Below are 26962 nucleotides of genomic sequence, written 5' to 3'. Positions count from 1 at the left end.
GTGGAGGAGTACGGCGCGATGGCCAAGAACATCCAGTCGCTGGAGCGGGCGGCCGCGATGCTGCGTCTGCTGGCGGGCGGCGAGCGTCGGCTCGGGCTCTCCGACATCGCCTCCTCGCTGGGGCTGGCCAAGGGCACCGCGCACGGCATCCTGCGCACCCTCCAGCTGGAGGGGTTCGTCGAGCAGGACGCGGCCTCGGGCCGCTACCAGCTGGGGGCGGAGCTGCTGCGGCTGGGCAACAGCTACCTGGACGTCCACGAGCTGCGGGCGCGCGCCCTGGTCTGGACGGACGACCTGGCCCGCTCCAGCGGCGAGAGCGTCCACCTCGGGGTGCTGCACCAGCACGGCGTACTGATCGTCCACCACGTCTTCCGCCCCGACGACAGCCGCCAGGTGCTGGAGGTGGGGGCGATGCAGCCGCTGCACTCCACCGCGCTGGGCAAGGTGCTCTCCGCGTACGACCCGGTGGCCCACAGCGAGGTCATGGAGGCGGAGCGCCGCTCCTTCACCGGGCGCACCGTCACCGCGGCCGACGAGTTCGAGGCGATGCTCGACCTGGTCCGCGCCCAGGGCTGGGCCGCCGACGCCGAGGAGACCTGGGAGGGCGTCGCCGCCGTGGCCGCCCCGGTGCACGACCGGCGCAGGATGCCGGTCGGGGCGGTGGCCGTGACCGGCGCGGTGGAGCGGGTGGCCCCGGGCGGGGCGCTGCGGCCCGAGCTGATCGCGGCCGTGCGCGACTGCGCCCGCGCGGTCTCGCGGGATCTGGGCGCCGGCCGCTTCTGAACACTCCGGGCGGGCACCCCGGCGGGGCGTCCCGTCGCCCCCGCTCCCGGCGTCCCGCGCGCCCCTCACACCGCGCCGGGCCCTCGCCCCGGCGAGACCGGCCGCGCTCCAGAACGCCTCCGTCCCCCCTCCACCCCCGCACGCGCCCTCGCACGCGGTAACGATCGCGTCGCGCACCGAGTCGTGGGCCACAGAACCCTTGACGCTTCCTTCGCCCAGGGGAACACTGCCGTTCAACGGTCGGCATTGTCGAACGCCTAACGGTAATAAGCGTTAGAGTGTGACAGTGCCAAGGGCCGGTCAAGCCCTTACAGATGGGCTGCCCACGCTTCGTGGATACCCATCTGGGGCGCGGAACACCGGCGGGACCGGTGATCCGCTCTCCCCTGGACGAAGGACAAAGGAGTCGCGGGTGTCCAGCTCCGACATTTTCATCGGCGAGACCATAGGGACCGCCGTACTCATCCTGCTCGGCGGCGGTGTCTGTGCCGCCGTCACGCTGAAGAGCAGCAAGGCCCGGGACGCGGGCTGGCTCGCCATCACTTTCGGGTGGGGCTTCGCCGTGCTGACCGGCGCCTACCTCGCCGGCGGCGTATCGGGCGCCCACCTCAACCCCGCGGTCACGGTGGGCCTGGCCATCCAGGGCGGTACCGAGTGGGGCGACGTTCCCCTCTACCTCGGCTCGCAGCTGCTCGGCGCGATGATCGGCGCCCTGCTGGTCTGGGCGGTCTACTACGGCCAGTTCCACGCCCACCTGACCGACCCGGAGATCATCGGGACGAAGTCCGCCGACGAGGGCATGGTCGATCAGAACGCCGCCCCGAAAGCCGGCCCGGTGCTCGGGGTCTTCTCCACCGGTCCGGAGATCCGCAACGGCGTGCAGAACGTGGTCACCGAGATCATCGCGACCGTCGTGCTGGTCCTGGCGATCCTGACCCAGGGCCTGAACGACGAGGGCAACGGCCTCGGCGTGCTCGGCGCGCTGATCACCTCCCTGGTCGTCGTGGGCATCGGCCTCTCGCTCGGCGGCCCGACCGGCTACGCCGTCAACCCGGTCCGCGACCTCGGTCCGCGCATCGTGCACGCCCTGCTGCCGCTGCCCAACAAGGGTGGTTCGGACTGGGGCTACGCCTGGGTACCCATCGTGGGTCCGCTCATCGGCGGCGCCCTCGCCGGCGGGCTCTACAACCTCGCCTTCGCCTAGTCCGAGCCGCACCTCCTCATCTCACAGACTTCCGGGAGCACACCGTGACCGACGCACACACCACCGGCACCCACGGCACCGGCCCGTTCATCGCGGCCATCGACCAGGGCACCACCTCCAGCCGCTGCATCGTCTTCGACAAGGACGGCCGGATCGTCTCCGTCGACCAGAAGGAGCACGAGCAGATCTTCCCGAAGCCGGGATGGGTCGAGCACGACGCGACCGAGATCTGGGAGAACGTCCAGGAGGTCGTCGCCGGGGCCATCGTCAAGGCCGGCATCACCTCCGCCGACGTCAAGGCGATCGGCATCACCAACCAGCGCGAGACCACCCTGCTGTGGGACAGGAACACCGGTGAGCCGGTGCACAACGCGCTGGTGTGGCAGGACACCCGTACCGACGCGCTCTGCAAGGAGCTCGGCCGCAACGTGGGCCAGGACCGCTTCCGCCGCGAGACCGGGCTGCCGCTCGCCTCGTACTTCGCCGGCCCCAAGGTCCGCTGGCTGCTCGACAACGTCGAGGGGCTGCGCGAGCGCGCCGAGCGCGGCGACATCCTCTTCGGCACCATGGACTCCTGGGTCATCTGGAACCTGACCGGCGGCACCGACGGCGGGGTGCACGTCACCGACGTCACCAACGCCTCCCGCACCCTCCTGATGAACCTGCACACCATGGCGTGGGACGAGAAGATCCTCTCCTCCATCGGCATCCCGGCCGCGGTGCTCCCCGAGATCCGCTCCTCCGCCGAGGTCTACGGCAACGCCAAGGGCGGCGTCCTCGACGGCGTGCCCGTCGCCTCCGCGCTCGGCGACCAGCAGGCGGCCCTGTTCGGCCAGACCTGTTTCGCCGAGGGCGAGGCGAAGTCCACGTACGGCACCGGCACCTTCATGCTGATGAACACCGGCCACACCCCGGTCAACTCGTACAACGGACTGCTCACCACGGTCGGTTACCGGATCGGCGACAAGCCCCCGGTCTACGCGCTGGAGGGCTCCATCGCGGTCACCGGTTCGCTGGTGCAGTGGATGCGCGACCAGATGGGCCTGATCAAGTCGGCCGCCGAGATCGAGACGCTGGCCTCCTCGGTCGAGGACAACGGCGGCGCCTACTTCGTGCCCGCCTTCTCCGGCCTCTTCGCCCCCTACTGGCGTCCCGACGCCCGGGGCGTGATCGCCGGACTCACCCGCTACGTCACCAAGGCACACATCGCCCGTGCCGTCCTGGAGGCCACCGCCTGGCAGACCCGCGAGATCAGCGACGCCATGACCAAGGACTCCGGCGTCGAGCTGACCGCGCTCAAGGTCGACGGCGGCATGACGTCCAACAACCTGCTGATGCAGACGCTCTCCGACTTCCTGGACGCGCCCGTGGTGCGCCCGATGGTCGCCGAGACCACCTGCCTCGGCGCCGCCTACGCCGCCGGTCTCGCCGTCGGCTTCTGGCCGGACACCGACGCGCTGCGCGCCAACTGGCGCCGGGCCGCCGAGTGGACACCCCGCATGGACGCGGACACCCGTGCCCGCGAGTACAAGAGCTGGCTCAAGGCCGTCGAACGGACCATGGGCTGGATCGAGGACGAAGAAAGCTGACGAGGAGCATCACCATGACCACCCTGCAGAGCGTTCCCGCCCTCGGAACGCACCCGGCCTCCGGCTCGCTGCCGAGCCGCGCCGAGACCCGGGACCAGCTGTCCCGGGCCACGTACGACCTCCTGGTCATCGGCGGCGGCATCCTGGGCATCTCCACCGCCTGGCATGCCGCGCAGTCCGGGCTGCGGGTGGCCCTGGTGGACGCCGGCGACTTCGCCGGCGCCACCTCCTCCGCCTCCTCCAAGCTCCTCCACGGCGGCCTGCGCTACCTCCAGACCGGCGCGGTGAAGCTGGTCGCGGAGAACCACTTCGAGCGGCGCGCGGTCTCCCGCGAGGTGGCCCCGCACCTGGCCAACCCGCTCACCTTCTACCTGCCGGTCTACAAGGGCGGCCCGCACGGCGCGGCCAAGCTCGGCGCGGGCGTCTTCGCCTACTCCGCGCTCTCCGCCTTCGGCGACGGCGTCGGCCACGTCATCTCCCCGGCCAAGGCCCAGCGCGACGTCCCCGAGCTGCGCACCGACAACCTCAAGGCCGTCGCGGTCTACGGCGACGACCAGATGAACGATGCCCGCATGGCGCTGATGACGGTCCGCGCGGCGGTCGACGCCGGCGCGGTCGTCCTCAACCACGCGGCCGTCACGGGTCTGCGCTTCACCCGGGGCCGGGTCACCGGCGCGGAGCTGAAGGACAGCACGGACGGTACGGAGTTCGGCGTCACCGCCCGCCTCGTGCTGAACGCGACGGGCCCCTGGGTCGACCACCTGCGGAAGATGGAGGACCCGAACGCGGCCCCCTCCATCCGCCTCTCCAAGGGCGCGCACCTGGTCCTCAAGCGGACGCGGCCGTGGCGGGCGGCGCTGGCCACCCCGATCGACAAGTACCGCATCACGTTCGCGCTGCCGTGGGAGGACATGCTGCTCCTCGGCACGACGGACGAGGAGTACGAGGGCGACCCGGCGGACGTCGCCGTGACCGAGGCGGACACCGCGCAGATCCTCGACGAGGCGGCGTTCTCGATCAAGGACCAGCAGCTCTCGCGCGATCTGATCACGTACTCCTTCGCGGGTCTGCGGGTGCTGCCCGGCGGTCCCGGCGACACCTCCAGGGCCAAGCGCGAGACGGTCGTCACGGAGGGCCGCGGCGGGATGCTGTCGGTCGCCGGCGGCAAGTGGACGACCTTCCGCCACATCGGCCGCACGGTCATGAACAAGCTGGCGGCCCTTCCGGGCCACCCGCTGGCCGAGGACATGGAGCCGATGAACCGGCTGCCGCGGAAGCTGCCGCTGCCCGGGATCGCCAGCCCGAACGCGGTCGCGCACCGGCTGCTGGTCGACGGCCCCGCGCCCGGCCCCCGGATGGCGCCGGACACCGCCCGCCACCTGGCCACGCACTACGGTTCGCTCGCCTTCGACATCGCCCGGCTGGCGAACGAGAACCCGGAGCTGGCCGAGCGCGTGCACCCGGACGCCCCGGAGATCTGGGCGCAGGTCGCCTACGCCCGGGACCACGAGTGGGCCGAGACGGCTGACGACGTGCTGCGCCGCCGGACCACGCTGACGATCCGGGGCCTGGCCACGGACGAGGTCCGCGAGGGCGTCGAGAAGCTGCTGGGAGACCGCGACTGACCTGCCGATCCACCCCCCACGGGTAGGGGAACGGGGGCGGCCTCCGCGCGGAGGCCGCCCCCGTTCCCCTACCCGTGGGCCCCGGGGGTTCTGGCGGGGCGCCGGCCGGGCGGGGGCGGTTCGGCCGCCGTGTGCGGGGCCATGATGCACGGTTCCGCCCGCTGATCCACTCCTGGTGGCAGGGTTCACCCGGCCGTGCGGGAGGGCTGCGGCGGGGGGCCCCGGAAGCCGTAAGGTTGCTCCGTACGCATGGAGACAGCGGAAGGAGGCCCGGGTGATCGAGCTCGAGTCGGTGCCCGAGCTGGTCGACCCGGTCATGGTGGCCGCGTTCGAAGGCTGGAACGACGCCGGGGACGCCGCCTCCACAGCGGTCGCTCATCTGGACCGGGAGTGGAAGGGCGAGGTGTTCGCGGCGCTGGACGCCGAGGACTACTACGACTTCCAGGTCAACCGGCCCACGGTGTGGCTGGACGGCGGGACGCGGAAGATCACCTGGCCGACGACGCGGCTGTCCGTGGTGCGGGTGGGCGGCGACAAGCCCCGGGACCTGGTCCTGGTGCGCGGTATCGAGCCGTCGATGCGCTGGCGGTCGTTCTGCAACGAGATCCTCGGCTTCGCCCATGAGCTGGGCGTCGAAATGGTCGTCATCCTGGGCGCGTTGCTCGGGGACACCCCGCACACCCGGCCGGTGCCGGTGAGCGGGGTCACCTCCGACGCGGACCTGGCGCGGACGATGGACCTGGAGGAGACGCGGTACGAGGGCCCCACGGGCATCGTCGGGGTGCTCCAGGAGGCGTGCACGCACGCCGGGGTGCCCGCGGTCAGCCTGTGGGCGGCGGTCCCGCACTACGTGTCGCAGCCGCCGAACCCGAAGGCGACGCTGGCCCTGCTGAACCGCCTGGAGGATCTGATCGGACTGCGCATCCCGCTGGGCGAACTGCCCGAGGACGCGCGGGCGTGGCAGGTCGGCGTGGACCAACTGGCCTCGGAGGACAGCGAGGTCGCGGAGTACGTGCAGACGCTGGAGGAGGCCCGGGACACCGCGGAGCTGCCCGAAGCGTCCGGCGAGGCCATCGCCCGGGAGTTCGAGCGCTATCTGCGGCGGCGGGACGGCGGCCCCGGGCAGGGGCCGGGCGGCCACGCCACCGAGTCCGGCGACGTACCGTATCTGCGCGATCCCGCCTCCGGCCGCACCCGGCCGCCGATGCCGCCGCGCCCGGAGGCGGGGCGGGGCAAGGCCGCCGACGACCAGGGCGCCAAGGGCCCGGACGAGGCGTCCGAGGGCGAAGCGGGCGGCCCGGGCCCCGGCGAGGGCCCGGACCGTCCCGGGGAGGACTGACCGCAGGACCGGCCGGAGCGCCGCACGGGGAAGCGATCCCGTGCGGCGCTCCGGCGCGTCGGGCCGGGCTCAGGCGCAGTGGAACCTCGCCGCGGCCCAGTCGCCGTGGTCCCCGGTCTTGGAGCCGTTGGTGTCGGTGACCTTCAGCCGCACCCGCCGCACGCCGTCGAGCCGCACGTCCACGGGGACGGTCGCCGATGCGCCGGTCAGCTTCGGCGAGGTCCAGAGCACCTCGCCGTCGCCCTCCACGGAGAACGCGACCTCCCCGTACCCGTTGATCTCGTCGTCGATCCCGACGTCGGCGGTGAACGCGGTGCACCGGCCGCCGAGGTGGAAGGCGAGGGCGGAGTCGGCGTGGGTGCCGATGCCCTTCTCGTACGTCGTCCCCGCCAGTGTCAGCGCCCTGCCGTCGTTCGCGCCGGACTCCCCGTTGGAGCGGTCGCGTTCGGCCGGGCCGTAGCCGTTGGTCTCGGAGAGCCAGACCAGGTCGCTCGCCCAGGCGTCGCCCCCGGGCGGCGGCGGCAGGACGGTGACGGTGAGCCGCTGTTGGCTCGTGCGCGCCTCGCCGCCGGTCCGGTAGCGGGCGAGGGCCGTCAGCGTGGTCTCGCGCACTTCCGCGTCCTCCGGCGGGGTGAGGGCCACCTCGACCCGGCGGGTGGCGCCCGCCGGGATCCGGTCCGGAATCCGGGCGGTCGCGGCCTGCCAGCCGTCGGGCGCCCGGAGGGAGAGCATGGTGTCGGTGAGGGCCGTGCTGCCGGCGGTCACGTCGACCAGGACCGTGCCCGGGGTGCCGGCCGCGGCCTCCTGGCCCGCGGGGGCGCTGAGGGCGGCGGCGGCCGAAGCCTTCTTGCCGCCGACCGCGCTGGCGCCCAGCAGCTTCACCGTGAACTTCTGCGCGGTGCTCAGGGGCGCGGTCTTCACGTGCACCACACCGCCCCGGTCGTCGCGGTCGTACCACCAGCCCTGGCGGGCCCGGTCGTACGCGCTCCTCGACGTCAGCTCGGGCAGCGTCCGGTCCAGTTTCACCGTGCGGGGCTCGGAGCCGGTGTGGACGGTGAACTCGTAGGGGCGGACGGTCTGTTTGCCGGTGAAGTCGCCCCGGCTCTCGTTGATCGTGACGGAGACGTCGCCCGCGCCGTGCTCCGGGGCGCGGACGTCGGCACGCTGGGTGGCGTACGCGCCGGCCCGGTGCTCGCGGGTGACGCCGTCGTCCTCGTACAGGGTGAAGGAGGTGTCCCCCTGCGGGTAGACGTCCCAGGCGAGCGGGGAGTCGGCGGTGCGGTCGCGGTAGGAGCGGATGCCCGGCCACATCGGGACCGCCGCGCCCGCCTTCACGAAGAGCGGCAGGGTGTCGAGCGGGGCGCTGTAGGTGTCGATGGTGGTGGGGCCCTGGTGGGTGCGGCCGCTCCAGTAGTCGATCCAGGTGCCCTCCGGGAGGTAGACGTCCTTGCGCTCGGTGGCGTCCTGGTAGACGGGGGCGACGAGGAAGTGCTCGCCGGAGAGGAACTCGTACTTCGCCGCCTCCGTGGCCGCCTTCGGGTCGTCGGGGTATTCGAGGACCAGCGGCCGGACCATGCCGACCCCGGTCTCGGTGGCCTCGTGGGCGTAGCTGTACTGGTAGGGCAGCAGCGACTCCTTGAGCTTGAGGTAGTCGCGGTTGACGGAGGTGTACGGCTCCCCGTAGCGGAAGGGTTGCTTGTCCACGGCGGCCCACCCGTCCATGGTCATCGTGGTGCCGAGGAACATCTTCCACTGGAGGTCGCGGGTGTAGGTCTTGGCGCTGCCGCCGAAGATGCCGTCGACGTCACCGGTGGTGTAGGCGAGGCCGGACATGGTGGCGCCCGCGTAGGTCGGGATCTGCCAGCGGATGTACTCCCAGTCGCCCTTCTGGTCGCCGGACCACTGGACGCCGCAGCGCTGCGCGCCCGCCCAGCTCTCGGGGGCCCAGGTGAAGCCGCGGGCGTCGCTGTTGTCCTCGATGCCCCGGTAGGCGTCCTTGCAGGCGTCGAGGGCGAACTTGTAGCCCGGGCCGACCCAGGCGACGTCCAGCTTGGCGACCCGCTGTCCGGCCTTGACCTGGTCGGCGAGGCCGTCGATGCCGTCCTCGGTCCACAGGCCCAGTTCCATGTCGCGGTCCTTGAGCCCCTCGGCGGTCTTCTCCAGGTCCTCGTAGCCGCAGCCGTAGCCGTCGTTGACGAGCATCCAGCCGTTGGGCATGTCGTTCTCGACGTACCCGTCGGCGACCTTGAGCGCGTCCAGGGTGCGGCGCTCGCCCCGGTTGGCGTTGTGGAGGTAGCAGTCGGCGTCGCCGATCTCCATGCCGTAGAGCGGCGGCAGGAACGGCTTGCCGGTGAGGTCGGTGTACTGGCCGATGACGTCCTTGGCCCCGTCGCCCGCGAAGTAGTAGGCGTCGAAGCGCCGTTCCTCCGCGCTCGTCGTCACCGGGTCGGTGAACGCGTAGGTGTTGGGGGCGTAAGTGTTGCGGAAGACTCCGTAGCCGGCCGAGGAGAGGTAGAACGGGACGGAGTTGGGGTGGCCGCCGTCGTTCCAGTCGTAGTCGACGGCGACCTCGACGGTCTTGTCCCGGTGGGTCGTGTTGCCGCGGCCGTTCTGCATGCCGGCCCCGTAGAACTGCTCCCCCGCGCCCCGGGCCAGGGTCTGGACGGTCCGCTCGCCGGTCCAGCTCAGCCCCCTGGCCTCGGACCAGACCCGGCTGCCGTCCGCCCGGTGCAGGGCGAAGCGCAGCGGCGTCTTGTAGGCCCGCAGGGTGACCGCGCTCGTCGACAGCTCGTAGCGGTCGCCGCGGTCCTTCCAGCGGGTGCGGGGCGGCGCGCCCTGCGGCAGGACGATGTCGTCGCCGGTGGGGTCGGTGAACTCGCCGTCCGGGGCCAGCTCGATGCGGAAGGTCTCCTCCGAGAGGAAGCTGACCCGGGCCTCGGCCCGTCCGGCGGTCAGCCGGTACACGGCCCCATCCGCCCGGAATCCGGTGACGTCCCCGACGGTGGTGGACTCCGGCGGGGCCTCGTCGGCGTGGGCCCCGCCGGGCCCCGCGAGGGCCGTGAGCAGTCCGAGCAGTGCGGCAACTGCCGCCACTCTCATGCGCGTTGATGTTTGCATAGAGAGCTTTTAGCGCAACTTCGAGCAGCTGACCATGGGCAAAAAGGAACCGGCCCGAACTTCGTGCGGAAGTTCAGGGCCGGTCCGGGTGGTCGGATCGAGCGGCGAAGGCCGCTCGCCGTGCTACAGAGCGACCCCCAGCAGGGCGTCGACCGTACGCGAGACGAGGCCGGGCGCGCCCTCGTCCGTACCGCCCTCCGCGCCCTGGAGCGCAGCCCAGCGGTCCACCGCGGCCAGGGCGGCGGGGCTGTCCAGATCGTCCGCGAGGGCCTCGCGGACCTCCTCGACCAGCGCGTCGGCGGACGGGCCGTCGGGGCGCGAGACGGCGGCCCGCCAGCGCGCGAGGCGCTCGACGGCGTCGGCCAGCACCTGGTCGGTCCACTCCCAGTCGGAGCGGTAATGGCGGGAGAGGAGGGAGAGCCGGATGGCCGCCGGGTCCACGCCCTGGCGGCGCAGCGCCGAGACGAAGACCAGGTTGCCGCGCGACTTGGACATCTTCTCGCCGTCCAGGGCGACCATGCCCGCGTGGACGTACGCCCGGGCGAACGGGTGCTCGCCGGTCAGCGCCTGGGCGTGCGAGGCGCCCATCTCGTGGTGGGGGAAGGCGAGGTCGGAACCGCCGCCCTGGATGTCGAAGCCCATGCCGAGGTGGTCGAGCGCGATGGCGACGCACTCGATGTGCCAGCCGGGGCGGCCCTCGCCCAGGGAGGCCCCGTCCCAGCTCGGCTCACCCGGGCGGGCGGCCATCCAGAGCATCGGGTCGAGGGGGTTCTTCTTGCCGGGGCGCTCGGGGTCGCCGCCGCGTTCGGCGGAGAGCAGCCGCATCGCCCCGGCGTCCAGACCGGCGACCTCGCCGAAGTGCGGGTCGGCGTCGACGGAGAAGTAGACGTCGCCGTCCAGGTCGTAGGCGGCGCCCGCGTCCCGGAGGCGTTCGACGAGGGGCACGATGCCCGGTATCGCCTCGACCGCTCCGACGTAGTGCCGGGGGGGCAGCATCCGCAGGGCGGTCATGTCCTCGCGGAAGAGGGCGGTTTCGCGCTCCGCCAGCTCGGTCCAGTCCTGACCGTCGCGCACGGCCCGCTCCAGCAGCGGGTCGTCCACGTCGGTCACGTTCTGGACGTAGTGGACCTGCCGCTTGGTGTCGAGCCACACGCGCTGAACCAGGTCGAACGCGTTGTAGGTCGCCGCATGACCCATGTGGGTCGCGTCGTACGGCGTGATGCCGCAGACGTAGATGCGGGCGACGGGACCGGGGTCAAGGGTGATCCGTCCGCCGGTCGCGGTGTCGTGGATCCGAAGGTCGCGGCCCTTGCCGGGCAGGGCGGGGACCTCAGAAGCGGGCCAGGCATGCATGCCATGAGCGTAACCGGACGATGCTTCCGGATACGAACCGGATCCGTCATCCTGTCCGAAGAGGCCCCCTCGCGGGAACTCCGGCACGAGGCGGCAGTCCGACGACAGACCCTAGACGGGCGGCCAGGGGATGGGCGGCCACCGGCCGCTCGGCCGCGGGTGCACGCCGCCGCCGACCAGCCCCGCGACCCGCTCGCGCAGGGCCTCCAGCTCGGCCGGGGTGATGAGTTCGGCCATCCGGGTGGCGAGGGCGGCCCCCGGCCCCAGCTCGGCGGCGAGCCGGTCCAGGACCTGGCGGGCTTCTTCGGTCAGCGGCTCGCCGGCCCACCCCCAGAGCAGGGTCCGCAGCTTGTCGTCGGCGTTGAAGGTGACCCCGTGGTCGATGCCGAAGAGCCGTCCGCCGGGCGCGGGCAGCAGATGCCCGCCCTTGCGGTCGCCGTTGTTGATGACCGCGTCCAGCACGGCGAGCCGGCGCAGCCGGGGGTCGTCCGCGTGGACCAGCAGCGCGGTCTTCCCCTCCCCCACGTCCGCGAAGCCCACGGCCTTCCAGCCCTCGCCCGGCTCCTCGCCCTCGACGAGCGCCAGCAAGGAGGGCGCATCCTCGTCGGACGCGGGGCCCTCGATCCAGAGCTGGCACATGCCCGGCCCGTACGGTCCCTCCCGCAGCACGGTCGGCGGCACCAGGTCCCAGCCGGTCGCCCGGGAGATCTCGTACGCCGCCACCTCCCGCTGGGCGAGGGTCCCGTCGGGGAAGTCCCAGAGCGGCTGCTCCCCCGCGACCGGCTTGTAGGCGCAGGCGCGCTCCTCACCTCCGTACTCCACCGTGCAGTGCAGCACCGCGTTGGACGCCCCGCCGACCTGCCCGAGGACGGTGAGCGTGCCCTCGGAGAGCAGGGTGAGCAGCTCGGGGTCGGTCAGGCTCCGCGACGGTATCCGTTCTGGCGCGGGCATACATGTCCTTCCGGATCGAGCGGCAGGCTGCACAGGGGGCACGGCGGGCGGCCGGCGTTGACGACGTCCAGGGCGCGCTTGGCGAAGGCGCGGGCCTGGGCGCCGCTGAGCCGGACACGGAGCATCGGCGGGCCGTTCTCCTCGTCCTGGAGGAGTTTCTCCTCGGCCTCCGCGAGGTCGTCCTCGGAGTCGGCGTCGAGCTCGACGAGGGCCTGCGCCTCGATGATCATGCGCTGCTCCTCGCCGTCCCAGGCCAGGGCCATGGTGCCGACCCGGAACTCCTCTTCGACGGGGACGTCGAGCGGCGCGGTGTCGGCGACGTCGGCGGGGGCCACGGCGGGCACCGGGGAGCTGCCCCCGGTACGGCGCACGACCTCGTCGAGCAGTTCGTCGACCCGCTCGGCGAGCGCGGCGACCTGGGTCTTCTCCAGCGCCACGCTGGTGACCCGGCCCTGTGCGGAGGCCTGCAGGAAAAACGTACGACGGCCAGGCAACCCGACCGTACCGGCCACGAACCGGTCCGGCGGGTCGTAGAGGAACACCTGACGGGACACGTCCTGCTCCCTTGAGCTTCGATGGTGGTGGGGCGGCGCTACGGCGCGTCCACCCTACTGCCCGGAGCGATCACGGCGCGCCCGCGCCGCCCCCGACCGTCGCCGCCGCCGCGCCGTCGCCGGAGGGGGAGGCCGCGGCGTCCGCCCCGACCGGGTTCTCGCGCGGGGCCAGGGCGGTCAGGTCGCCGGTGTCGCCGAGCCGCAGGAGGAAGGGGCGCAGCCGGGTGTAGCGGATCGCGGTGACCGAGCAGGGGTCGGCGTGGACGCGCTGGAAGAGGTCCAGGTGCATGCCCAGCGCGTCGGCCACCAGGGACTTGATGATGTCGCCGTGCGAGCACATGACGTACACGGCGTCCTCGCCGTGCCCGGTCTCGACGCGCTCGTTCCAGTCGCGTACGGCGTCGACGGCGCGGGCCTGCATCGCGCGCATGGACTCGCCGCCGGGGAAGGCCGCGGCGGAGGGGTGCTGCTGGACGACGGACATCAGGGGCTCGTCGGCGAGTTCGGCCAGTTTCCGCCCCGACCAGTGGCCGTAGTCGCACTCGCTGATCCGGTCCTCGATGTGCAGCGGCAGCCCCGGGCGGGCGTCGAGGAGCGGCTGGAGCGTCTGGCGGCAGCGCTCCAGCGGGCTGCTGACGGCGAGGACCGGAGAGAGGGCGGAAAGCCGGGCGGGGAGGGCCGCGGCCTGTTCGGCGCCGCGTTCGTCGAGGCTGACGCCGGGGGTGCGGCCCGCGAGCACTCCGGCGGTGTTGGCGGTGGAGCGTCCGTGGCGTACGAGGATCAGCGTGGGCATACCCGCCAGCGTAGAGGGCCGGTGAAGGTGCGTAGAGACGGGTTCACGGGGAAGAATGCCCGCCGTGATCGTGGACTGTGCCATTTACCGGGACGGGCGCCGCACCGACCGGCCCGAAGACTTCTCCGACGCCCTGGACGAGGCGCGGGCCTCGCACGACGCCTTCCTGTGGATCGGGCTGCACGAGCCCACGGAGGCGGAGTTCGACCTGGTCCGGGCGGAGTTCGGGCTGCATCCGCTGGCCGTGGAGGACGCGCTGCGGGCGCACCAGCGGCCCAAGCTGGAGGTGTACGACGACTCGCTGTTCGCGGTGCTCAAGCCGGTCGTCTACGAGCCGGAGAGCGACGCGGTCAGCGCCGACGAGCTGATGGTCTTCATAGGCGACGCGTTCGTGGTGACGGTCCGGCACGGCGAGGGCGCTCCGCTGGCGGCCGTGCGCCGCCGCCTGGAGGCCGAGCCCGAGGTGCTCAAGCACGGGCCGACCTCGGTGCTGTACGCGGTCAGCGACGCGGTCGTGGACCACTACCTGGACGTGGCCGGGGAGCTCCAGGTGGACCTGGAGGAGCTGGAGACGGAGGTCTTCGCGCCGTCCGGCTCGGGCGACTCGAAGAACACCGCCGCCCGGATCTACACCTTCAAGCGGCAGGTGCTGGAGTTCCGCCGGGCGGCCGGTCCGCTGACGGGGCCGATGACGCGCCTCGCGGGGGCGGGCGTGCCGTTCGTCCACGAGGACGCGCAGCCGTTCTTCCGGGACGTCGCCGACCACCTGACGCGCGCCAACGAGCAGGTGGAGGGGCTGGACCGGCTGCTCTCGGACATCCTGTCGGCGCATCTGGCGCAGATGGGAGTGCGGCAGAACGACGACATGCGCAAGATCTCCGCCTGGGCGGCCATGGCCGCCGTCCCGACGATGGTGGCGGGCGTCTACGGCATGAACTTCGACCACATGCCGGAGCTGCACTGGCCGTGGACCTATCCGGCGGTGGTCGGCCTGATGGGCGTGGCCGTGGTCGGCCTGCACCGGCTGTTCAAGCGGCGCGGCTGGCTCTGAGGGCGCCGGGGCGCCCGCGAGTCCGCAGGTCCGCGAGTCCGTCGGCCCGGCGCGTTCAGGGCGTCCGCGTTCGCCGGGCGTCCGGAGGGGCGGGGCGGCCGGCCTCAGGCGTATTCGTGTTCCGGTGCGGCGGGGGCGCTCAGCGCGTCGCGCCGCCGAGGCGTCTCCAGGCGCACCATGCGCCGCCAGCCGACCAGGCGCTCGTACGCGTACACCGCGTGGATGCCCGCGGCGAGCACGGCGGCCTTCGGACGCGACCAGCCCAGTACCCGGCCCATGTGGGCCATCACCGCGAGGCTGACGTCGCGGTAGACGCGGATCTCGGCCAGCGCGCACTCGCGCATGGTCCGCTGGATGGTCCGGCCGTGTCCTGCGCGGGCGAGACGGAGCAGTTCCTCGTGGCAGTAGGCGAGGTGGTCGTCCTCGTCGTGGGAGATCATCTTCACCGCCCGCCCGATGTCTGGGTGATCGGCGAAGTACCGGCGCAGCAGGCGCATCTGCTCCGAGGCGCGCTGCTCGGTGACGCGGCTGTGGGCCAGATAGGTGATGACGTCGCGCTCGGTGAGCCGTTCCTCGCCCCGCAGCCGGGAATGGGCGAGGCCGATGCCCTCCCGCTCCAGGAGCATCGTGTAGTCGGTCTCCGGCGGGACCTCGACCGGCGGCAGCCCGCGCTTCCTCAGCAGGGCGTTGAAGATCCGGCCGTGCTTGTCCTCGTCGGCGCCGTGCCGGACGATCTTGGGCGCCAGGTCGCGGCTGCTCTCCGGGACGAGGGCGGCGATCCGGGCGTTCTCCCAGCCGCCCTGGGCCTCTCCGCTCGCGGCGATGGAGCAGAAGAGCCGGTAGGACTCGTCGTTGTCCAGGATCTCCTGGAACAGGGTCTGCGCTGAGAGCATGGCTGCTGCCTCCGTACCCGTGAGCCCGCGGAGCCGAGGTGCGCGCCGCGGTGGTCCGCACAGAGAGTCAAAGGCGTGTCCGGGCGGTCGGCAACCGCAGCGGTCCCGCACGGGCGCGCCGCCACGCCGTAACCCCGGGGCGCGCGGCGCGTTGTTCCTGGTGACGGCCGTGGCGGGGAGGGACCCCGAGCCCCCACCACGGCCGTAGTGCTGCGCCAGGAGGGTCAGGCGAGTCCGGAGCGCTCCAGCGCGTCCGTGCCGGCGCGCAGGGCGGTGATCCGCTCGTCCAGGGTGAATCCGGCCGGGGCGAGGTTCAGCGTGGTGACCCCGGCGGCGGCGTACGCCTGCATCCGCTCCGCGATCCGCTCGACGGGGCCGAGCAGCGCGGTCTGGTCGATCAGCCGGTGCGGCACGGCGGCGGCGGCCCCCGCCTTGTCCCCGTCCAGGTACTTGTCCTGGATCTCCGCGGCCTCCTTCTCGTACCCCATGCGCTGGGCGAGCTGGTTGTAGAAGTTCTGCTTGCGGCTGCCCATCCCGCCGACGTACAGCGCGGTGTAGGGGCGGAACATGTCGGCGAGGCCGGTCACGTCGTCACCGACCGCGAGCGGCAGCGTCGGGCTGACGTCGAAGCCCTCCATCGTCTTGCCGGCCTTCTCGCGGCCCGCGCGCAACGGCTGGATCGCGGTCTCCTCCAGGTGCTCGGCGGAGGGGAAGATCAGCAGGGCGCCGTCGGCGATCTCACCGGTCTGCTCCAGGTTCTTGGGCCCGATCGCGGCGATGTAGAGCGGGATGTGCTCGCGCTGGGGGTGCACGGTGAGCTTGATCGGCTTGCCCGGGCCGCCGGGCAGCGGCAGCGTCCAGTGCGCCCCCTCGAACGACAGGCGCTCCCGGGTCATCGCCTTGCGGACGATCTCCACGTACTCGCGGGTGCGGGCCAGCGGCTTGTCGAACTTCACGCCGTACCAGCCCTCGGAGACCTGCGGGCCCGAGACGCCGAGGCCCAGGCGGAAGCGGCCTCCGGAGAGCGAGTCGAGGGTCGCGGCGGTCATCGCCGTCATGGTGGGCTGCCGGGCCGGGATCTGCATGATCGCGGAGCCGACGTCGATCGACTCGGTCTGGGCCGCGACCCAGGTCAGCACGGTCGGGGCGTCGGATCCGTACGCCTCGGCCGCCCAGCAGACGTCGTAACCGAGCCGGTCGGCCTCCTGCGCGACGGCGAGGTTGTCGCCGTCCATGCCGGCGCCCCAGTAACCGAGATTGATGCCGAGCCGCATAACCGCTCCCCTTACTGATCAGTAACGTCCCTTTCTCCGGACTCTAGCGCGGGCGGCGGCGATGCGGCAGGCCCGGCGGACCTCGGGTTGTCCACAGGCTTCCGTCCGCCGGGGCCCCGGCCAGTAATCTCAGCCTCCATGGAGCAGAGGCATCTCGGCCGTACCGGCCTTCGCGTGTCCCGAATCGGGCTCGGCACCCTCACCTGGAGCCGGGACACGGACGAGCACGACGCCGCCGACCAGCTGAAAGCCTTCTGGGACGCGGGCGGCACCCTGGTGGACACCGCCGACGTGTACGGCGGCGGCGAGGCCGAGTTCCTGCTCGGCCGGCTCCTCGACAGCCTGGTCCCCCGCCAGGACCTGGTCATCGCCACGAAGGCGGGCAACGTCCCCGACCCCTATCGCCGCGTCAACGGCTCGCGCGGGCATCTGCTGGCCGCCCTGGACGCGTCCCTGGAGCGGCTCGGCACGGATTACGTGGACCTGTGGCAGATCCACGCCTTCGATCCGGCGACCCCTCTGGAGGAGACGCTCCAGGCGGTGGACCAGGCGGTCTCCTCCGGCCGGGTCAGGTACGCGGGCGTGTCGAACTTCTGCGGCTGGCAGCTGGCGAAAGCCGCGACCTGGCAGCTCGCCGCGCCGGGCGCGCGCACCCGGCTGGCCAGCACGCAGATGGAGTACTCGCTGCTCCAGCGGGGCATCGAGCGCGAGGTGCTGCCCGCCGCGCTGGACCTGGGGCTCGGGCTGCTGCCGTCCTCGCCGCTGGGGCGCGGTGTGCTCACCGGCAAGTACCGCCGGGGCACCCCGTCCGACTCGCGGGGCGCTTCGTCCCGGCTCGCCCAGTTCGTCGAGCCGTACCTCGACGAGGCGGCGACCCGGGTCGTGGAGGCGGTGGCGACGGCGGCGGACGGCCTGGCGACGAGCCCGCTCCAGGTGGCGCTCGCCTGGGTCCGGGACCGGCCCGGCGTGACCGCCCCGATCGTCGGCGCGCGCAACGCCGCGCAGCTCACGGAGGCTTTGTCGGTGGAGGCGCTTAGTCTTCCCTACGAGATCCGCCGGGCGCTCGACGATGTGTCGGCGCCCGTGCACCGCTATCCCGACCAGGACTGGAGCACCCTGTGACTGCGCTTCCCGGGGACACCCCCGGCACGGCCGACGCGACGGCCGAGGACGCGTCGGCCGCCGCCCCCGCGCCCGGGGACGGCGCCGCGGACGCGACGCCCTCGGACGGCGGCTCGAAGGCTCCTCCCGCCGCCGGGGAGGGGGAGCCCGGCACGGAGGAGAGCGCGCCCGAGAGCGCGGCCGGGGGCGGTGGCGCGGAGGCGGCGCCCGAAGCCGACGCCTCCGACGCGACGCCCGGAGCCGGTCCGCCCGACGCCGCGCCCGCCTCCGAGCTCTCGGAGGCGCAGGCCGAGCTGGCCGCCCAGCGCGAGCTGCGGGAGCGGATCGAGAAGCGCAAGGCGGAGAAGGCCGCGCCCATCTCCGCGGGCGGGGGCCTGAGCGGCACGGCCGCCGATCTGCTCGCGGCCGTCCGGGCGGTGGAGAGCGGCGAGAAGGCGGGGACCGCGTTCTTCGCCCGGCCCGCCCCGGTCCCCGCTCCCGCGGCCTCCCAGCGCCCCGCCCCGGACCAGCCGCCCCGGCCCCCCGTGCCCGAGGCCGCTCCCGCGGCGCAGGCCCTCTCGCCGGAGGCCCTGGACGCGGTGCGCGCGGTGCTGGCGGAGGGCGGGGCCCCCGAGGCGCTGGCCCGCCCGGCCCTCGGCGCCCTGGGCGAACAGGCGGCCGAGCTGCTGCGCACCGACCCCTGGCACCTGTTGGCCGTGCCCGGCGTGCGCCCGGAGCAGGCCGACGGCTTCGCACGGGCCCTGCTGGGCGGGGAGTGCGGTCCGGACGACGGGCGCCGCACGGCGGCCCTGGTCGGCTGGCTGCTGGAGCGGGCCGCCCTCCAGGGCCACACCGCGCTGGACGCCGGCGCCGTACGGACGGCGCTCGCCGAGCACGCGGTCCGCGACCCGGACGCGGCCGTGCTGAACGCCGTCGAGGAAGGCGTCGCCCTGCTCTTCCGGGAAGGCGGCGACCCGGAGGCGGACGGGACCGGAGCCGACGGGACCGGGGCGGACGAGGACGAAGCGCGCGAGGCGGGCCCCGCCGAGGACGCGGACGCGGCCGGGGAGCCGGTCCGGGTGCTGTTGGGCCTGGACCGCTACGCCCTGGCCGAGGAGAGTCTCGCGGACGGCCTGGCCCGGCTGGTCAACACCTGCGAGAAGGCCGCCGACTGGACGGAGGCGGCCGCAGCCGCCCCGAGCCCGTCGGCCGCCGAGCTGATCCGTACGGTCGCGTCGGCCGGACTGGTCGCGCACAGCGGCGGTGAGGCGGCACGGGCCGAGCCCGCCGCGCTGATCGCGGCGGCGCGCGGTCTGGGCCTGCGGGCCCTGGGCGCGGCCCACAGCGAGGACGGCCGCCGACGCCTCGCGGCGGCCACCGGCGATCCGGACACGGCGGTCACCCTGGCCGGCCTGCTCTCCGGTGCGCAGGGCCCCGGCCGCGACGAGGACGGGGCGCTCGCCCTGGACCTGCTGGTCGTGCTGGACGCCCCGCAGCTGGACGTGGAGGGCGCGGCGGTCCTGGTCGAGGCGCTGGCGGACGGGGCCCGGCTGGTGCTGAGCGGCGACCCCGGCGTGCTGGGCTCGGCGGGGGCCGGGCGGGTCTTCGCCGATGTGCTGGCCGCCCGCGCCTGCCCGCAGGTCGTCTCCCGCACCCCGGACCCCGGTCCGATCGGCGAACTGGTCTCCGGCATCGGCGTCGGCGAGCTGAACCAGGTCGACGCTCCGGGCAAGGAGGTGGTGATCGTCCCGGTCCGCGACGCGGGCGAGGCGGTCCACCGCACCGTGCAGCTGGTCGCGGACTCGGTGCCCCGGGCGTTCTCCATCCCCGCCGAGGAGACCCAGGTGATCACCGTGGGCCACGGCGGGGCCGCCGGTACCAGGGTGCTGAACGAGGCGCTCAAGCAGCGGCTCAACCCGGGCCCCGGCCGGTTCGGCGGGTTCGACCCGGGCGACCGCGTGGTCCATGTGCCCGCGCCCGGGCGGGCGGTTCCCGGGGTGGTGCGCTCGGCCGACGCGGAGGGCCTCCACCTGGACTGCGGCGGTCTCCCCGTCGTCGTACCGCAGGAGCGGGTGGAGTCGTCGGTGCGGCACGGCTGGGCCCTCAGCGCCCATCAGGCGGCCGGGATGCGCTGGCCCGCCGCGGTCGTCGTGCTGCCGGGCGACGCGGCGCGGGGGCTGAGCCGGCCGTGGGTGTACACGGCGTTCAGCCGGGGCGAGCGGCACCTGTCCGTGGTCCACGGGGTCGACCGGGCGCTCCCGCGCGCGGTGGCGGAGGTCCCGGCCCAGGAGCGGACGACCCGGCTGCGCCCGCTGCTGGAGGCGCTTCCCACGCCCGACGCGGCGTCCCTGAACGGATGACCGGGGAGGGGCGGTAGCCGGCCCGGACAGCGGCGGGGGCCGGTGCGCTGCGCACCGGCCCCCGCCGTCACGTCCGGTGCGGATCAGCGGCCGCCCCCCGCGGGCCCGGTGAAGTCCTCGTCGGACTCGTCCTCCTCGTCGAAGACCGCGCTCACGTCGAAGCGGCAGACGACCAGTTCGGGGTCGGCGTCCTCGAACGGGGCCCCCAGCCACTCCCCCGGCTCCGGCGGCGCGTCCGCGGCCGAGACCCAGAGCGTGGAGTCGCCCTCCTCCAGGCCGAACTCCTTGTGCCGGGAGGCGATCTCGTCCGGTTCGTATTCGCCGAAGAGCACGCCGAGCGCGGCGTGGACGCTGGTCCCGACCACCGGGGCCGTGTCCGGCCGGCCGCCGGGCCCGGCGTCGAGGTCGGCGAGGCGCTGGGCCTGGGCGAGGAGGCGGGGGGGCTCCGCGACCACGTAGTCGCGCCGGATCAGGACGCTGAGCGCACTGGGCTCGGCGGGGCCGGCGTAGGGAGGCAGGGAGTCTTCCGCCCCGGGGATCTCGAAGGGGGTGACTTCGTCGTAGCGGTCGTAGAGGAGTTCGTCGTAGACCTCGGCGGCAGCGGCCAGGGCGTTGAACGCGTCGTAGACGGCGGGGTCGTCGTCCCCGGTACGGCGTTCGACCGCGTCGAGGTGACGGTCGATCGCGGTTTTGACCGCTTCGGCGGCGGCACGTACCTCGGCAGCGGTGGGCTGCGCAGCATCAGACATAGTGCAGACGCTATCCGTACCGGGGCTCTGCCCGCACAATAGATGCGATGCCGGAATACGAATTCGTCGACGTGTACGTGCCGCGCGGGGTGTCCCGCAAGGAAGCGGCCCGACTTCTGACCGACCACGCCGAGTACGGGCACTGGGAGCTGGACCGCCTGACGCTCCGCAGGGACGGCAGCCGCAGGGTGCGGCTGCGCAGACGGATCATCCGTCAGCTGCGGGCCACCTGGTGACATGGAGCGGGCCCCGCGATCGCGGGGCCCGCTCTTCACGCCCGGGCTCTGCCGTGCCGTGCGCGCCGGGTCAGGCGGCGCTGCGCGTGCGTCGGTAGAGCACCGATCCCGCTCCGGCGAGCAGCAGTCCGGCGGCGGCCGGGATGAGCACGTCGAGCCCGTCCCCGCCGGTCTGCGCGAGCTGCTCCTCGGGGAAGTGGGGCTCGGGGGTGTTCGGCCCGGGCGGCTGGGGGGCCGGCGGGTCGACCGGCTTCTCCGGGGTGACCGGGGGCTTCTCCGGCTGCTCGGGCGGCGGGGGCGGAACCTCGGAGTCGTTGGAGCAGCTGTTGCCGAAGGCGGGGTTGAGCAGTCCGACGACGCTGATGCTGTTGCCGCAGAGGTTCACCGGGATGTCGATCGGCGCCTGGATCGAGTTGCCGGAGAGGATGCCGGGCGAGCCCTGGGCGACCCCTTCGGCCGTGGCGCCGCCGCCCGGGGCGCGGTGGCGTCCGGCGCCGGGCTCGGAGTGCCGGTCCGACGCGGTGGTGTCGCCGGCCCGGGCGCCGTTGCCGGAGTCGCCGGGAGCCGAGCGGGTCTCCGGGGCGGCCGAGCGGTCCCCGGCGCGGACGGATGCCGCTGATCCGTTTGCGCAGTCGTTTCCACTGGCGGGGTTGAGCAGTCCGCCGACGCTGACGGAGTTGCCGCAGACGTTGACCGGGATCTCGACCGGGACCTGGATCGAGTTGCCGGACAGTACGCCCGGGGAGCCGGCGGCGGTGGCACCCGCTCCGGAGTCGGCGTGGGCGTATCCGCCACTGAGTGCGAGCACTCCGCCCGCAGCCGCCATGGTGATCAGGCCTTTACGAGTGACCTGTCGCATAGGTTCGTTTCCTGCCTTCTGGCTTCCGAAAAACCCCCGGACATGACCGTGCGGGAGCCGAATGCCGAACAGTCCCGGAGTGCATGGTGTGCACTCCGGGACCGGTCGAGCTCAAACCCTTACGGGTCGACGTTCAACGTCAGGCGTTGACGCAGGTGTTGCCGAAGGCGGGGTTCAGCAGACCGATCACGGAGACCGTGTTGCCGCACAGGTTGATCGGCACGTGGACCGGGACCTGGACGACGTTGCCGGAGAGCACGCCGGGGCTGCCGATGGCGGCACCCTGGGCGCCCGCGTCGGCGGAAGCCATGCCCGCACCCGCGAGAACGAGGCCACCGGTGGCAGCCGCAACTGCGACGACCTTCTTGATCATGATTCCTCCTAGTTGGAAAGCGCGGTCCCAGCCGCGGACCGCACACCGTGTAACGAGGAGGGTGAGGCGGGGCTACGTGTGAACGGCTCGTTTCACTCGTTCGGACATATCCGCACAGGCGGACGAATCGCATGGCGAACCGGCCGCCGGGCGGTCGCGGCGGTCAGGAATGATCGATGAACCGGTCGAGCACCCGCACGCCGAACTGCAGACCGTCGACCGGAACCCGCTCGTCCACGCCGTGGAACATCCCGGCGAAGTCCAGCTCCGGCGGCAGCTTCAGCGGGGCGAAGCCGAAGCCCCGGATACCCAGGTCGTCGAAGGACTTGGCGTCGGTGCCGGCCGAGAGCATGTACGGCACGGCACGGGCGATCGGGTCCTCGGCCACCAGCGCGGTCTGCATCGCGTCGACCAGGGCGCCGTCGAACGTGGTCTCCAGGGCCTTGTCCGCGTGCACGTCCTCCCGCCGGACGCGGGGGCCGAGGATGCGGTCCAGGTCGGCCAGGAACTCCTCCTCGTACCCGGGCAGGTACCGGCCGTCCACGTGCGCGGTCGCCTGGCCCGGGATGACGTTGACCTTGTAGCCGGCCCCCAGCTGGGTGGGGTTGGCGGTGTTCTGGAGGGAGGCGCCGATGAGCTTGGCGATGCCGCCCAGCTTGGCGAGCGTCTCGTCCATGTTCTCCGGGTCCAGCTCGGTGCCCAGCGCGTCCGAGAGCTCGTCCAGGAAGTGCCGCAGCGTCTTGGTGACCCGCACCGGGAACTTGTGCCGGCCCAGCCGCCCGACCGCCTCGGACAGCTCCGTGATGGCGTTGTCCTTGTGGATCATGGAACCGTGTCCGGCGGTGCCGTCCACGGTCAGCTTCATCCAGTGCATGCCCTTCTGGGCCGTCTCCACCAGATACAGCCGCAGGTTCTCGTTGACGGTGAAGGAGAACCCGCCCACCTCGCTGATCGCCTCGGTGACGCCCTCGAAGAGGCCGGGGTGGTGGTCCACGAGGTAGCGCGCGCCGTACGTGCCGCCCGCCTCCTCGTCCGCGAGGAAGGCCAGCACGATGTCGCGCGGGGGTTTGCGGCCGGTGCGCATCCGTTCCCGGACGACCGCGAGGGTCATCGCGTCCATGTCCTTCATGTCGACCGCGCCCCGGCCCCAGACGCAGCCGTCCGCGATCTCCCCGGAGAACGGGTCGTGCGTCCAGTCCGCCGCGTTGGCCGGGACGACGTCGGTGTGCCCGTGGATGAGGAGCGCCGGGCGGGAGGGGTCCTCGCCCTCGATCCGGGCGACGGTGGAGGCCCGCCCCTTGTGCGACTCGAAGATCTGCGGCTCCAGCCCGACCTCCGCGAGCTTCTCCGCCACGTACTCGGCCGCGAGCCGCTCGCCGGGCCCCGAGTGATCGCCGTAGTTGCTGGTGTCGATGCGGATCAGGTCGCGACAGAGGTCGACGACCTCCTGCTCGGCGTTGCCGCCGGTCACGGTCCGGCCCGTGCTGCTCTCGCTCACGCTGGTTCCCTCCACTGTCGCTGCGGTGCTCCTCCTCATCCTCCCGCGCCCACGGCGTACGCCCAAGGCCGCACACCCCCCGTCACGCACCGTTCACAGCCGCCGGGGCGGGATCGAGCACCCTCGAATGTTTGCTATGGTTTTCCACGTCGGAACGGGCACGGCCCGCGAGACAGACACCTTGTCCGGGTGGCGGAATGGCAGACGCGCTAGCTTGAGGTGCTAGTGCCCTTTATCGGGCGTGGGGGTTCAAGTCCCCCCTCGGACACCAGCAGGAGCCCCACTTCGGTGGGGCTCCTTCGCGTTGTCGGGCGGTTACGAAGGGGGACGGCGACGGGGGCGCAGGAGGTCGTCCGGCGGGCCGCTTGCCCGGCGGGGCGGGATGGACGCGGCCCTCGTCCGGGAGAATGGCGGGACGGGCCGGCCGAAGCCCGGCCGCCCGACCGGAAGGACGACCCGACCGCATGCGTCGACCCCTTGCCCCTGCCCCTGCCCCTGCCCCTGCCCACGGTGGCGTACCCGCTCCCGGCGGCGCCCGGTGAGGGGCCGCGGGAGGGCGTCCGGCGGGCCGCTTCCCCAGCGGGACGGGATCGACGCGGTGCGGGTGCGGTTGCCGGAGGACCCGGTGAGCTCTCCGGCCACCGTCGGGGAGTACCTGGTCGCGCGGTTCGGCGGGGCGGTGGGGGCCGGGCGGGTGGCCGAGATGCTGGAGGCCGGGCGGTTCGTGGGGGCGGACGGGGCCGCCGTGCGGGGCTCGGAGCCGTACGCCGCCGGGCTGCGCCTCTGGTTCCACCGGGACTTCGCCCCCGAGGAGCCGGTGCCGTTCCCGGTCGGGGTGGTGTACCGCGACGAGCGGATCGTGGTCGTCGACAAGCCGCACTTCCTGGCGACCACGCCCCGGGGGCGGCACGTCACCGAGACCGCGGTGGCCCGGCTGCGGCGGGAGCTGGGGCTGGCCGCGCTGCAGCCCGCGCACCGGCTGGACCGGCTGACGGCGGGGCTCCTGCTGTTCGTGGTGCGGCCCGAGGACCGGGGCGCGTACCAGACGCTGTTCCGGGACCGGCGGGTGCGCAAGGAGTACGAGGCGGTGGCCCCGTACGACCCCTCGGTGGCCCTCCCCCGGACCGTACGCAGCCGGATCGTCAAGGAGCGCGGGGTGCTGGCGGCCCGCGAGGAGCCGGGCGAGGCGAACAGCGAGAGCCGGGTGGAGCTGGTGGAGCGGCGCGGTGGGGCGGGGCGCTACCGGTTGCTGCCCGCGACCGGGCGGACGCATCAGCTGCGGGTCCACATGAACGCCCTGGGGCTGCCGATCCTCCACGACCCGCTGTATCCGGTGGTGGAGGCGGAGGGGGCCGCGGACGACTACGCGCGGCCGTTGCAGTTGCTGGCGCGGGTGCTGGAGTTCACCGATCCGGTCGGCGGGGAGCCGCGCCGCTTCACGAGCGGGCTGCGGCTCTCCGCCTGGCCGGAGGGGTGAGGCGGGCGGCGCTCAGTGGCCGCGGCTGATCCACTCGTCGAGCTGCGGGGCCTCCGCGCCGATGGTGGTGGGGTCGCCGTGGCCGGTGCGCACGGCGGTGTCGCCCGGGAGCGTGAGCAGGCGGTCCCGGATCGAGTCGATGATCGTCGGGAAGGACGAGAACGACCGGCCGGTGGCGCCGGGGCCGCCCTGGAAGAGGGTGTCGCCGGTGAAGACGGTTCCCAGCTCGGGGGCGTACAGGCAGACCGCGCCGGGGGCGTGGCCCGGGGTGTGCAGGACCGTGAGCGTGGTGCCCGCCACGGTCAGCTCCTGCCCGTCGGTGAGCGTGCCGTCCGGAGTGCGCTCCGGGTGGGTCGCCAGCCAGAGCGGCAGGTCGTCCGGGTGGAGCAGGACCGGGGCGCCGGTGGCCTCCGCGAGGGCGGGCGCGGCGTCGATGTGGTCGTTGTGCGCGTGGGTGCAGACGATGGCGCGCAGGGTTCGGCCGCCGAGGGCGGTCTCGATGGCGGCGGCGTCGTGGGCGGCGTCGATGACGATCGCCTCGCTGTCGTCGCCGACGATCCAGACGTTGTTGTCGACGTCCCACTCGCCGCCGTCGAGGGCGAAGGTGCCGGAGGTGACCAGGTGGTCGATGCGGGCGGCCATCAGAAGACCACCACCGAGCGCAGGACGTCGCCGTCGTGCATCCGGGCGAACGCCTGCTCGACGTCCCCGATGCCGATGGTCTCGGTGACGAAGGCGGCGAGGTCGAGGCGGCCCTGCTGGTGCAGGTCGACGAGCATCGGGAAGTCGCGCGAGGGCAGGCAGTCGCCGTACCAGGAGGACTTGAGGGAGCCGCCGCGTCCGAAGACGTCCAGGAGCGGCAGTTCGAGCTTCATGTCCGGGGTGGGGACGCCGACGAGGACGACCGTGCCGGCCAGGTCGCGGGCGTAGAAGGCCTGCTGGTAGGTCTCGGGGCGGCCGACGGCCTCGATGACCACGTCGGCGCCGTTGCCGTCGGTGAGGGCGCGGATCGCCTCGACGGGGTCGGTGGAGCGGGAGTTGACGGTGTGGGTGGCGCCCATCTTCTTCGCCGTCTCCAGCTTGCGGTCGTCGATGTCGACCGCGATGATCTTCGCCGCGCCGGCCAGCCGGGCTCCGGCGATCGCCGCGTCGCCGACGCCGCCGCAGCCGATGACGGCGACGGAGTCCCCGCGGCCGACCTGGCCGGTGTTGATGGCGGCGCCGATGCCCGCCATGACGCCGCAGCCCAGCAGCCCGGCGACCTCCGGGGCGACCTCGGGGTCGACCTTGGTGCACTGGCCGGAGGCCACGAGGGTCTTCTCCGCGAACGCGCCGATGCCGAGGGCGGGCGACAGCTCCGTGCCGTCCAGCAGGGTCATCCTCTGCCCGGCGTTGTGGGTGTCGAAGCAGTACCAGGGGCGGCCGCGCAGGCAGGCGCGGCACTGGCCGCACACGGCACGCCAGTTGAGGATGACGAAGTCGCCGGGGGCGACGTCGGTGACGCCCTCGCCGACCGATTCCACGACGCCCGCCGCCTCGTGGCCGAGGAGGAAGGGGAACTCGTCGTTGATGCCGCCCTGCTTGTAGTGCAGGTCGGTGTGGCAGACGCCGCACGCCTGGATCTTCACGACGGCCTCGCCGGGGCCGGGGTCCGGGATCACGATCGTCTCGACCCTGACCGGCTCGTCCTTGCCCGGTGCGATGACCGCTTGCACCTGCTGTGCCATAACCCTGTTCTCCCTGTTCCCGCGCTTCGCGAAGATCGATCGCGGACCACCGTACG

General features: G+C 73.1%; 23 protein-coding genes and 1 tRNA gene. 11 read left to right on the top strand and 13 right to left on the bottom strand.

The genetic code is table 11. The annotated features are described in order from the left end of the window. Positions 1 to 18 precede the first annotated feature (18 nt). From AMK24_RS17695 to AMK24_RS17675, 5 genes are all read left to right on the top strand, one after another. On the top strand, positions 19 to 783 hold the full coding sequence (locus AMK24_RS17695; RefSeq protein ID WP_073769979.1) for an IclR family transcriptional regulator: 765 nt from the start codon (positions 19 to 21) through the stop codon (positions 781 to 783). Positions 784 to 1195: 412 nt separating this feature from the next. Then, positions 1196 to 1987 carry an MIP/aquaporin family protein gene (locus tag AMK24_RS17690; RefSeq protein WP_073769740.1) on the top strand — a complete coding sequence of 264 codons (792 nt, stop codon included), beginning with the start codon at positions 1196 to 1198 and terminating at the stop codon, positions 1985 to 1987. A 44-nt stretch (positions 1988 to 2031) separates the two neighbouring features. After that, a complete protein-coding gene (gene glpK / locus AMK24_RS17685) occupies positions 2032 to 3576 on the top strand; it encodes a glycerol kinase GlpK (protein ID WP_073769739.1) in 1545 nt (514 codons plus the stop codon). A 14-nt stretch (positions 3577 to 3590) separates the two neighbouring features. After that, positions 3591 to 5201, top strand: coding sequence for a glycerol-3-phosphate dehydrogenase/oxidase (locus AMK24_RS17680; RefSeq protein WP_073769738.1), 1611 nt, complete (start codon positions 3591 to 3593; stop codon positions 5199 to 5201). Between the two features lie 274 nt (positions 5202 to 5475). After that, positions 5476 to 6540, top strand: coding sequence for a PAC2 family protein (locus tag AMK24_RS17675; RefSeq protein WP_073769737.1), 1065 nt, complete (start codon positions 5476 to 5478; stop codon positions 6538 to 6540). Positions 6541 to 6609: 69 nt separating this feature from the next. On the opposite strand, the gene AMK24_RS17670 is transcribed toward AMK24_RS17675, so the two are convergent. The 5 genes from AMK24_RS17670 to AMK24_RS17650 form a co-directional block, all read right to left on the bottom strand. Beyond that, the gene (locus tag AMK24_RS17670) at positions 6610 to 9657 is read right to left on the bottom strand and encodes an NPCBM/NEW2 domain-containing protein (protein WP_073769736.1); all 3048 of its coding nucleotides are present in this window, start codon (positions 9655 to 9657) and stop codon (positions 6610 to 6612) included. A gap of 123 nt (positions 9658 to 9780) precedes the next feature. Beyond that, positions 9781 to 11010: a cysteine--1-D-myo-inosityl 2-amino-2-deoxy-alpha-D-glucopyranoside ligase gene (gene mshC, locus AMK24_RS17665; protein ID WP_073769735.1), complete on the bottom strand. Its 1230-nt coding sequence runs from the start codon at positions 11008 to 11010 to the stop codon at positions 9781 to 9783. A 111-nt stretch (positions 11011 to 11121) separates the two neighbouring features. Then, positions 11122 to 11961, bottom strand: coding sequence for an SCO1664 family protein (locus AMK24_RS17660; RefSeq protein ID WP_073769734.1), 840 nt, complete (start codon positions 11959 to 11961; stop codon positions 11122 to 11124). After that, entirely contained in the window at positions 11925 to 12515 is a 591-nt protein-coding gene (locus AMK24_RS17655; protein ID WP_073769733.1) for a DUF3090 domain-containing protein, read from the bottom strand. The genes AMK24_RS17660 and AMK24_RS17655 overlap by 37 nt, the downstream gene beginning before the upstream one ends. Positions 12516 to 12585: 70 nt before the next feature. Beyond that, positions 12586 to 13308, bottom strand: coding sequence for a histidine phosphatase family protein (locus AMK24_RS17650; protein ID WP_073769732.1), 723 nt, complete (start codon positions 13306 to 13308; stop codon positions 12586 to 12588). A gap of 55 nt (positions 13309 to 13363) precedes the next feature. On the opposite strand from AMK24_RS17650, the gene corA reads away from it, so the two are divergent. After that, positions 13364 to 14359 (top strand): magnesium/cobalt transporter CorA, encoded by a 996-nt coding sequence (gene corA, locus AMK24_RS17645; protein ID WP_073769731.1) that lies wholly within the window; start codon positions 13364 to 13366, stop codon positions 14357 to 14359. Between the two features lie 104 nt (positions 14360 to 14463). On the opposite strand, the gene AMK24_RS17640 is transcribed toward corA, so the two are convergent. Both AMK24_RS17640 and AMK24_RS17635 read right to left on the bottom strand, forming a co-directional pair. Next, positions 14464 to 15252, bottom strand: coding sequence for a hypothetical protein (locus tag AMK24_RS17640; protein ID WP_073769730.1), 789 nt, complete (start codon positions 15250 to 15252; stop codon positions 14464 to 14466). Between the two features lie 224 nt (positions 15253 to 15476). Beyond that, complete coding sequence (locus AMK24_RS17635) at positions 15477 to 16526, bottom strand: LLM class F420-dependent oxidoreductase (RefSeq protein WP_073769729.1); 1050 nt, start codon at positions 16524 to 16526, stop codon at positions 15477 to 15479. Between the two features lie 138 nt (positions 16527 to 16664). On the opposite strand from AMK24_RS17635, the gene AMK24_RS17630 reads away from it, so the two are divergent. Both AMK24_RS17630 and AMK24_RS17625 read left to right on the top strand, forming a co-directional pair. Further along, positions 16665 to 17648: an aldo/keto reductase gene (locus AMK24_RS17630; protein ID WP_073769728.1), complete on the top strand. Its 984-nt coding sequence runs from the start codon at positions 16665 to 16667 to the stop codon at positions 17646 to 17648. Beyond that, positions 17645 to 19987: a helix-hairpin-helix domain-containing protein gene (locus AMK24_RS17625; protein ID WP_073769727.1), complete on the top strand. Its 2343-nt coding sequence runs from the start codon at positions 17645 to 17647 to the stop codon at positions 19985 to 19987. Before AMK24_RS17630 ends, AMK24_RS17625 begins: the two co-directional genes overlap by 4 nt. Before the next feature lie 83 nt (positions 19988 to 20070). Here AMK24_RS17625 and AMK24_RS17620 read toward each other — a convergent pair whose 3' ends face one another. Then, positions 20071 to 20736, bottom strand: a complete 666-nt coding sequence (locus tag AMK24_RS17620) for a hypothetical protein (RefSeq protein ID WP_073769726.1) — start codon at positions 20734 to 20736, stop codon at positions 20071 to 20073. 47 nt (positions 20737 to 20783) lie between these two features. Between AMK24_RS17620 and AMK24_RS17615 the strand changes: the two genes are divergently transcribed. Then, complete coding sequence (locus tag AMK24_RS17615; protein ID WP_003970138.1) at positions 20784 to 20972, top strand: DUF5703 family protein; 189 nt, start codon at positions 20784 to 20786, stop codon at positions 20970 to 20972. 70 nt (positions 20973 to 21042) lie between these two features. Here AMK24_RS17615 and AMK24_RS17610 read toward each other — a convergent pair whose 3' ends face one another. The 3 genes from AMK24_RS17610 to AMK24_RS17600 form a co-directional block, all read right to left on the bottom strand. Continuing rightward, complete coding sequence (locus AMK24_RS17610; RefSeq protein WP_073769725.1) at positions 21043 to 21831, bottom strand: chaplin; 789 nt, start codon at positions 21829 to 21831, stop codon at positions 21043 to 21045. A gap of 139 nt (positions 21832 to 21970) precedes the next feature. Continuing rightward, the gene (chpH, locus tag AMK24_RS17605; RefSeq protein WP_015607544.1) at positions 21971 to 22204 is read right to left on the bottom strand and encodes a chaplin ChpH; all 234 of its coding nucleotides are present in this window, start codon (positions 22202 to 22204) and stop codon (positions 21971 to 21973) included. Between the two features lie 163 nt (positions 22205 to 22367). Further along, on the bottom strand, positions 22368 to 23702 hold the full coding sequence (locus AMK24_RS17600; RefSeq protein WP_073769978.1) for a M20/M25/M40 family metallo-hydrolase: 1335 nt from the start codon (positions 23700 to 23702) through the stop codon (positions 22368 to 22370). A 183-nt stretch (positions 23703 to 23885) separates the two neighbouring features. Between AMK24_RS17600 and AMK24_RS17595 the strand changes: the two genes are divergently transcribed. Both AMK24_RS17595 and AMK24_RS17590 read left to right on the top strand, forming a co-directional pair. Then, a tRNA-Leu gene (locus AMK24_RS17595) sits at positions 23886 to 23973 on the top strand. 267 nt (positions 23974 to 24240) lie between these two features. Further along, complete coding sequence (locus AMK24_RS17590; RefSeq protein WP_073769724.1) at positions 24241 to 25179, top strand: RluA family pseudouridine synthase; 939 nt, start codon at positions 24241 to 24243, stop codon at positions 25177 to 25179. 12 nt (positions 25180 to 25191) lie between these two features. Here the strand turns inward: AMK24_RS17590 and AMK24_RS17585 are convergent, their stop codons facing one another. Both AMK24_RS17585 and AMK24_RS17580 read right to left on the bottom strand, forming a co-directional pair. Next, a complete protein-coding gene (locus AMK24_RS17585) occupies positions 25192 to 25821 on the bottom strand; it encodes an MBL fold metallo-hydrolase (protein ID WP_073769723.1) in 630 nt (209 codons plus the stop codon). After that, on the bottom strand, positions 25821 to 26906 hold the full coding sequence (locus tag AMK24_RS17580; protein WP_073769722.1) for an S-(hydroxymethyl)mycothiol dehydrogenase: 1086 nt from the start codon (positions 26904 to 26906) through the stop codon (positions 25821 to 25823). Before AMK24_RS17580 ends, AMK24_RS17585 begins: the two co-directional genes overlap by 1 nt. Positions 26907 to 26962: the final 56 nt, after the last annotated feature.

Origin of the sequence: Streptomyces sp. CB02366 (genome assembly GCF_001905905.1) — a bacterium.
Lineage (GTDB): Bacteria > Actinomycetota > Actinomycetes > Streptomycetales > Streptomycetaceae > Streptomyces.
Note: the sequence above shows the minus strand (reverse complement) of the source record. Positions and strands in the feature narration are given on the sequence as shown.